The 7,244-nt window shown below is 51.4% G+C and carries 6 protein-coding genes and 1 pseudogene; 6 read left to right on the top strand and 1 reads right to left on the bottom strand.

Translation table 11 applies throughout. From position 1 onward, the window contains the following. The 5 genes from G7025_RS26395 to G7025_RS26415 all read left to right on the top strand — a co-directional run. A partial coding sequence (locus G7025_RS26395) for a DUF637 domain-containing protein (protein ID WP_258197736.1) occupies positions 1-3,044 on the top strand: 3,044 nt, incomplete at its 5' end. A gap of 308 nt (positions 3,045-3,352) precedes the next feature. Continuing rightward, positions 3,353-4,027, top strand: a complete 675-nt coding sequence (locus G7025_RS26400; protein ID WP_040265205.1) for a hypothetical protein — start codon at positions 3,353-3,355, stop codon at positions 4,025-4,027. Positions 4,028-4,542: 515 nt separating this feature from the next. After that, a complete protein-coding gene (locus tag G7025_RS26920) occupies positions 4,543-4,911 on the top strand; it encodes a hypothetical protein (RefSeq protein ID WP_258197737.1) in 369 nt (122 codons plus the stop codon). Between the two features lie 224 nt (positions 4,912-5,135). Further along, positions 5,136-5,609: a competence protein ComJ gene (gene comJ / locus G7025_RS26410; RefSeq protein WP_181081923.1), complete on the top strand. Its 474-nt coding sequence runs from the start codon at positions 5,136-5,138 to the stop codon at positions 5,607-5,609. Positions 5,610-5,719: 110 nt separating this feature from the next. Continuing rightward, on the top strand, positions 5,720-6,163 hold the full coding sequence (locus G7025_RS26415; protein ID WP_181081924.1) for a hypothetical protein: 444 nt from the start codon (positions 5,720-5,722) through the stop codon (positions 6,161-6,163). Between the two features lie 78 nt (positions 6,164-6,241). Here G7025_RS26415 and G7025_RS26420 read toward each other — a convergent pair whose 3' ends face one another. Further along, the gene (locus tag G7025_RS26420; protein WP_034112929.1) at positions 6,242-6,499 is read right to left on the bottom strand and encodes a hypothetical protein; all 258 of its coding nucleotides are present in this window, start codon (positions 6,497-6,499) and stop codon (positions 6,242-6,244) included. A gap of 267 nt (positions 6,500-6,766) precedes the next feature. On the opposite strand from G7025_RS26420, the pseudogene G7025_RS27235 reads away from it, so the two are divergent. Then, positions 6,767-7,030, top strand: a pseudogene (locus G7025_RS27235) (hypothetical protein); the annotation flags it as partial. Between the last annotated feature and the right edge of the window lie 214 nt (positions 7,031-7,244).

Consider the following 7,244-nt stretch of genomic DNA (forward strand, 5'->3'; position numbering starts at 1 on the left):
CGGCGGGTGGGGATTTTGTCAGCCAGGCCGGGCGTGACACCACGATCGTGGCGAGCAGGATCAGCGCGGGGAATGAGGCTTATCTGTATAGCGGGGATAAGTTGAGTTTGTTGGCGGCGCAGAACAGCACCTACAGCCTTTACGACATGAAGGAGAAGGGTGGCTGGGGCGCGAAGAAGACCAAGCGCGATGAGGTGACCCGCGTTACGAATGTGGGGACTGAGATCAAGACTGGTGGTGATCTGTCGCTGGTCAGTGGCGGTGATCAGTTGTATCAGCGGGCCAAGCTTGAGAGTGGTAACGACATGGCCATCACCAGTGGCGGTGCGGTGACGTTCGAGGCAGTCAAAGACCTGCACCAGGAGAGTCACGAGAAAAGCAAGGGTGACTTGGCTTGGACCAGCGCCAAGGGCAAGGGTAATACCGACGAGACGTTGCGTCAGAGTGAGCTGGTGGCGCGAGGGGAGATGGCGATCAAGGCCGTCAACGGGCTGAAGATTGATATCAAACAGATCGATCAGAATACGGTTAGCCAGACGATTGATGTGATGGTCAAGGCGGACCCGCAGTTGGCGTGGTTGAAAGAGGCCGAGAGGCGTGGGGATGTGGATTGGCGACATGTGAAGGAGTTGCATGACTCCTTTAAATACAGCCACTCCAGCCTCGGTCAAGGCGCAATGCTGGCAATTATTATCGTTGTCACCGTGTTGACGGCGGGAGCGGCCAGTGCGCTAGCTGCTTCGGCAGGTAGCGCTGTAGGGGCCGGCTCCACTATGGCTGCCGCGACAGCCGCTACCGCTGCGACGTCGACCACCGCAGCAGTTGCAGGAACTGCTGCAGGGTTGGGCAACGTCATCGCGACTGCCTCGTTGACTTCGCTTGCCAGTACCGGCGTCGTCAGCACCATAAACAATAAAGGCAACTTGGGGGCCGCATTCAAGGAAACCTTCAGCAGCGGCAGCTTGAAGCAGTCACTGATCGCGGGCGCTTCTGCGGGCTTTGTGAATTACGCCAGTGGCAATTGGTTTGGCGCGCAGAGCGACCCTGTAACTAACAAGGTAAGTGGACCAAGCGTCGTACCCCATTGGAATGACCCCGCAGCGATTGGCCGTTTTGGAACGATTCAATTGGCTGGCGGTGCCGTACGCGGAACGCTCTCTGAAGCTCTTGGACAAGGCAGCTTCAAGGATGCAATGAAGGGCAGCCTTTTCGATGTAATGCAGGCGACCGCGTTCACCGGCGTTGGTGATTTTGGTAATGCCTTCAAACTTCAAGACAGCGGCCTGAGCAAAACTGCATTGCATGCTGTTGTAGGTGGTTTGCTTTCAGAAGCAATGGGCGGCGACTTTAAAACGGGAGCGATGGCTGCGGGTGCTAACGAAGCCCTTATTGTGGCGTTAGATAGGTCGCCTTTGCTCAGTGGCAATGATCCAGCGGAACACGATCGTCTGGTCAATGCGGCTTCGAAGCTGGTGGGATTGCTCGCTGCCGCGAGTGTTGATGGCGATGTTGCCATGGGCTCTGAAATTGCCGGCAATGCGCAATCTTATAACCGCAAACTTCATGCGCTTGAGCAAAAACGTATAGATGAAGAAGCGACAAAGCTTGAAGGTTCCCAAGTTAAAAGTCGCTCCGGGTTAGCGTGGGGCGACCTGCTTACTTATGTTGCGGAAGGCGAAGTTGACGATCAGTCCTCTCGCAAATTAAGTGATGCATTGGATAAGTACGGTCCGAACAATCCAACGGGTCAGCGCCTTCTTGAAGATTTGGACACAGCTCAAAATATTATTTCTAAAATACAAAACGAAAAGGTTTTACTTACATGGTCTGATGGTTCACCTGTCGTAGCCCATGGTGAGAAAGTTTATGTATTTGGCGCAACTTCAAAGCAGTTCGAAGATTCGCTTCTGTTTAATTCTTCAAGTGGAACTACCTATAAAAATGCTGATGGGGGCGCGAGCATTGTCCCTGATAAATGGGTGGAACAGTACGGTGAAGCCGTCGCTACTAAAAAACTTCGTGAAATTGGTGCCGTCAGCAGCGATGTAGAAGTTTCGACAGAGCAATGGACGACGTTGCGAAACCATCTCCACTCCAACGACAGCGCTAATGGAAATATAGATTTAGAAGTGCTGGCAGCATTGTTGTTCAAAGGGCGACCGGCAGAAGCTACCTTTCCTACTGCGACGAAAGAGTTGGTAGGCCGAGAAATACTGGCCGGAACCGAAACGAAGACGTTGAAGGAGCGTGTGCTTGAGTTTAAAGCTAGCCGTCAAGCGGCAGAGGATGCTCCACCGAAATTTGAAGCGCCGCCTGATGGGTATCCTGATGCAAAAGACACTGCATCTGGCTTGGTTTCTGGAGAAACAGTTGTCGTAGGTAACGGAAAAGCTGCTGCCAACGACGCTAGCTTCGATGGTGCAAAAGATACTGCATCTGACTTGGTTTCTGGAGAAACAGGTGTTGTAGGTAACGGAAAAACTGCTGCCAACGACGCTAGCTTCGATGGTGCAAAAGGGCCGGGCCAGCTTGCCCCTGATGCAATAAGCCCCCCCAAGCTCAGCTCGGTTGAAGACCTGTTTGGGCAGACATTTGAAAGTATCCCGCTGTCGCACCTTCCCAATTGGAAGACTGGTTCACGTGTAAATGATGGGGTGCTGGGCGAGCAACTGGCCCTGCAAACCCTTAACGAGAAAACCGGCCTCAATTTCAAACCTCTGCAAAATACTAGCAACCACGGTTGCGATGGCTGCGCGGTGGCGATCGATGGCGATACGATTACCGTGGTGGTGATGGATGCGAAGTCTTCGGTGAATGGCGTGAGTAAGGCCGGTACGCCGCATGGGGACCCGAGGACGCGGTTGGAGGGTTGGCTGGGTAATAGATCAATTGCCGACTCTGATCCTGCTTTACGCGATGCTTTGCAAGCGGCGTTGGATTCAGGAAAAACCAAGGTTCAAGGTGTAACAGTCAAGGTCGGTGTTCCCGCCCCCGGTAAAACAGGTGTAGCAGAATTTAAGGTAGAACCATGGACCAAGAAGTAATTCAGTGCGAGCGCTCGGGCGTAAACCCGAAATGGCCCTCATACAAAAGCGTGCTGGGGCGCATAGCCAAGGGCCCACACGTCTCAGATGAATACGAGTTGAATAGCATCCGTGAATATGTTACGCGCGGAGATGCATTTGCGAAGCCATCAATGCCTGTACCGAATAGTGACAACGTTACGCGTAGTAGCTCCGAATGGATGGCCGTCACACGAGCCCACAAGGTATTGGCAACCGCCCCAGATAACCCACAATGGCTTATAGAATTGGCCCATTGGCTGCGCTATTACCAAGTAGGAATTTGGCAGTTGTTCTTCTGGGCGGGCCAGTTCGACATTATTGCCAAAGCGGCAGGCAATGATCGACGCCGCCAAAACTACAGCATCCAAACCGCCACCAATATGTTGGCCGCCATGGCGATCCTGGGCTGGAAAGATGCCGTCATCCATCAGGGCTATCTTACCCATGCGGCTCTCAACCGTGGGCATCAATTAGTGATTGAGTACGAAGAGCAGCACCGCCGCGCTCAAGCCTTTATGCTGCGTGTGTTTGCCGATTGGGTGGGCGATGTATCGCATCAATGGCCTGCTTATGCTTACGACGAACCCATCTACGAAGCCTTGTTGGCCAAGTGGCGCACTCCCAGCCCCGACGACCTGATGCCTTGCCTGGTGGCCGCGTGTGACCGCCACACTTGGCAAACCGGCAAAGAGAGCCAGAAGAATTCCTACGACTTCAATCAGGACTGGCACTTGGAGCGCGTGCCGGTGGAGATTCTCTATATCTTGCGCCTGCGCCAGTGGGAAGGTTTAGCCAATCCGCAGAAGATTGATCATCCGCTGCTGGCCGCGCCCTTTGACCAATTGCCGCCCGAGCAGCCAGTGCCTGAGTTGGACGAGTTGATGCAAGGTGTGCTCAAGCGCGCAAGGGAAGACTGGCCACAGTACGATGAAGTGCTGTCTTTGCCAGCGTTGAAGGGGTGAACAGGTGCAAAAGCGACAGGAGCTGTAGATGTTCCCGCCACTTCGTCTATTGCCCGAGATGGCTGCGTAATGATCTTGCTGTGCAGGCAGGCACTCCAAGGAGCTTGGATAAGGTCTGGGGTTCATCAATAGATGATTTGGTTCAAGCGTATAAGATGGGCGGCGCAAAGCTTGTGCCTAAACCTCCCAAGCCAGGAACACTTACCAAGTATCAGCAGTATTATGATAAATGTAGGAATCCAGGCTGAGGGGCAAGTCATGCTGAGAAAGTTTTTATTTAAAGCGTGAGGTCTAGATCCGTGCAATGAAACAAGCTTAATAAGGGGTTGTGAGGAAGTGAACGGCGAAAAATGGAAAGATTTATTTAAATCAGAGTTGAAAGATCCGTCCATTTACTGGGGGGTTGAAATGAGGTACTACTTAATGCGACAAGATATAACTGTCTGCGATAGGTGGGTGCTCGGAGATTATATCATGTAGATAACTGGCATTTCAGTGATCCTCCAGTTAATTTTATGGAGCCAGGCACATATACTCTCGATGTAAGGTTCGACGGTAAAGAAGTTGATTATTCCCTCGCTGGATACGCTAGTGTTCCTGTTTTAAGCGAGAAGGCAAAAAAATCGCTCGCCGGTTTGCCAGAGATAGACGAACCTTATCAATATGTCGTTTTTGAGCCGGTCAATATAAATAATAAAGTGGTTTGCCAGAGCTATTTCTTGATGATTATAGAAACGCAAATCGATTGCGTGGATGAAAAGCGCTCTCGCTATAAAAAGTTTGAGGTAGATGATCCTGTTAGGCCAGATATGGCCGGTAACTATCGTGCTTTCTACAATTTGGTGGTTGACCCAGGTAGGGTCGGATCAACTCATATATTTTGACTTGAAAAATATTTGGGTGCGGTCATAGTAAGTGAAGAAGTGAAACGGCGACTTATGGAAGCTGGTGTTGTCGGCGTACTGTTTGATTCTGTTAATGGTGATCAAGAAACCGTTACCTAGTTAGTCAGGTAGTTGTGGGGGCGGCGAATTTACTTAATTCGTGGTGGTAGTACAAAGGCTATTGAGTAAATCTGGCCCTTTTGTTGAATTAAGGCGGTGGGCTAATGGCTAGGTTTAGAGAAAATATATATTTGTCTTATTCGCAATTTTGCGTGTTTTTAAGCTCGCTTGATCAGCCGTATAATGATTGGAGTGATCGTAGTTATGCGCAAGGATTTGCGTGGAGGTTAGGGAGTGTCTCTTTTAGAGCTTTGATTGATGAAGGGAATCATATGATTAGCTTTTTCATTAACGAACAAGTGCCCGCTATAAGCGCAGCCGTGGTTCGGGCCTTTAAAGTTCCCTTCTCGGTGATAGATAGAAATATTGAGGTTGGTAGTATTTCGAGTACGGTTCCTCTAGAACTGCCTGAAGGAGATTATTCTCTTCAGGTCGAATTTATAAGGCCCTCCTCAAGTGGAGTGTATGAAATAAATGTCCATTTGAATGTAGGGGGCTGCGATTTTGAGGTGTTGAGAGCAGACGCCGAAATTGACGAGCAAGGTGAGTTTGATATCGATGCGGTTCCTGCGGGATAAGAATTCGGAGAAATAGGTAGAAAAGGGACAGATTTATTTAAATTAGAGTTGAGAGCCTATTAAGTAATTCTGCCGCCTTTTGTTGTATTTAATTACATAGGGGGAGATTTGTGTCGGACAAACAAGTATATGAGCTAACGATTGATGATCTTGATAGCTGTAGCGTTTGGTTTTTTCCGATGGACGAAACCGTGGGGGATGAATCAACTGTACGCCCCCTCGCCGAACAGGAAACGTGCTCAGATTTTCAGATTATCGTTCGAACTGATTTTTATGGTGAAAGTGGCGCTGTGTATCGCGGTTATTTATATTGGGACTTCAATGCCGCAATTGAATACGTAAAGCCTGTTATATTGTCTGATAAGGGAGGCGCAGTAAGTTTTTGGAGCGGTATAGTCACTCCAGCGTGGGAAAGTTCGGAGTTTGCCGGTTGGATTAGATCCGAGCTGCCTATTTCTTATGCCTCAGAACCGGTTTTCGGTCTTCCTTCCATTTGCGGAAAGCTGGAGGGACTTTATTATCTTTCGGATGATCAGGTTTGCTGCGTGAAATGACTAAAAAAAGTGGACCGGTTTATTAAGTTGAATTGCTCACGCATAAAGCGGGCGACACTATGGCCGCCCGATTTTAACTCAGTACGGATCGGCATTCAGCCTGCGACTGATGACATCCAGCAAATCACACCCATCGCGCAGCGGAATGGCCAGCAAATGGGCGAAGTCTGAAAGCACTACGGCATCGCTGCTGAGTTGTTCGCGGAAGGCCAGGTTTTCCAGCAGTTGGGTGACGGCCCGAATGCGGTGCACGGCGGCGTCGTGAAGGACTTCGAGGGGTGCCTGGGTGTCGATGATCAGCGCTGGGACGGTGCAGTCGTGGCCGGTTAGGGGCATGTATCTATTCATACTTAACACTCTGTTTTTGGTGGTTGAAGCCGCCACTCAATCGTCGCCAAACGAATGGGTGGCAGCTGTACGCAGGTTGGCGAACCGGCAACAGAGTAAACCGGCAGACCCGAAGGTCTCCCGCGCACAGCCGCCATAACGAGCACAGCTTTGCGGGTGCAAAAACACCTGCATGAAGCGGATTGCTTTTGCACTCTGTTGTCAGGTCGCCAAACCTGATCGCCGTATGGGCGACAGCCGGACTATAAGCCCCTCACCCAAAACCGTGCAAGGCGTCACAGCGGCAGCATTTACACCATCGGCCTGGTCGAAGCCGGCAACAACCTGAGCCTGCTGGCCCAAGACAGCATCCGCAACGCCATGGCCGGTGAGATTCGCGGCAAGCAAGTCAGCCTCACCGCCCTCCGAGACGACATCACCAACGAGACCACCGCCATCCAGGTGCGTGACGGCGTCGGCATGCGCACCCTCACCGACGGCAGCGACGCCAATCTAACCGCCGGCCGCGTCCTCAACGTCGCGACTTTCTAGGACCGGTTGCTGATCCGTCTCTAAACCCGGTTGGTCAAATGACCACCCGGCAAACGGGGCGGGCATTCGTTTCAAACCTGCAAGGCAACAGCTATGAGTCAGCCGCGCAAGTTTCAGAGTTAGTCACTGACGCTGCGACCATGGTCGCCCCAGGGTCTACTGCTGGCAGGTTTGGGCAGATTTCCAAGGCCGGCGAAGCCTC

This window comes from Pseudomonas lurida (genome assembly GCF_013522705.1).
In the GTDB taxonomy this organism is placed as follows: Bacteria; Pseudomonadota; Gammaproteobacteria; order Pseudomonadales; family Pseudomonadaceae; genus Aquipseudomonas; species Aquipseudomonas quebecensis.

Excerpts from the sequence above, each read along its gene's own strand:
- G7025_RS26920 (WP_258197737.1), top strand. The coding sequence starts at position 4,543 with ATGGAGCCAGGCACATATACTCTCGATGTAAGGTTCGACGGTAAAGAA.
- G7025_RS26420 (WP_034112929.1), bottom strand. The coding sequence starts at position 6,499 with ATGCCCCTAACCGGCCACGACTGCACCGTCCCAGCGCTGATCATCGAC.
- comJ (WP_181081923.1), top strand. The coding sequence starts at position 5,136 with ATGGCTAGGTTTAGAGAAAATATATATTTGTCTTATTCGCAATTTTGC.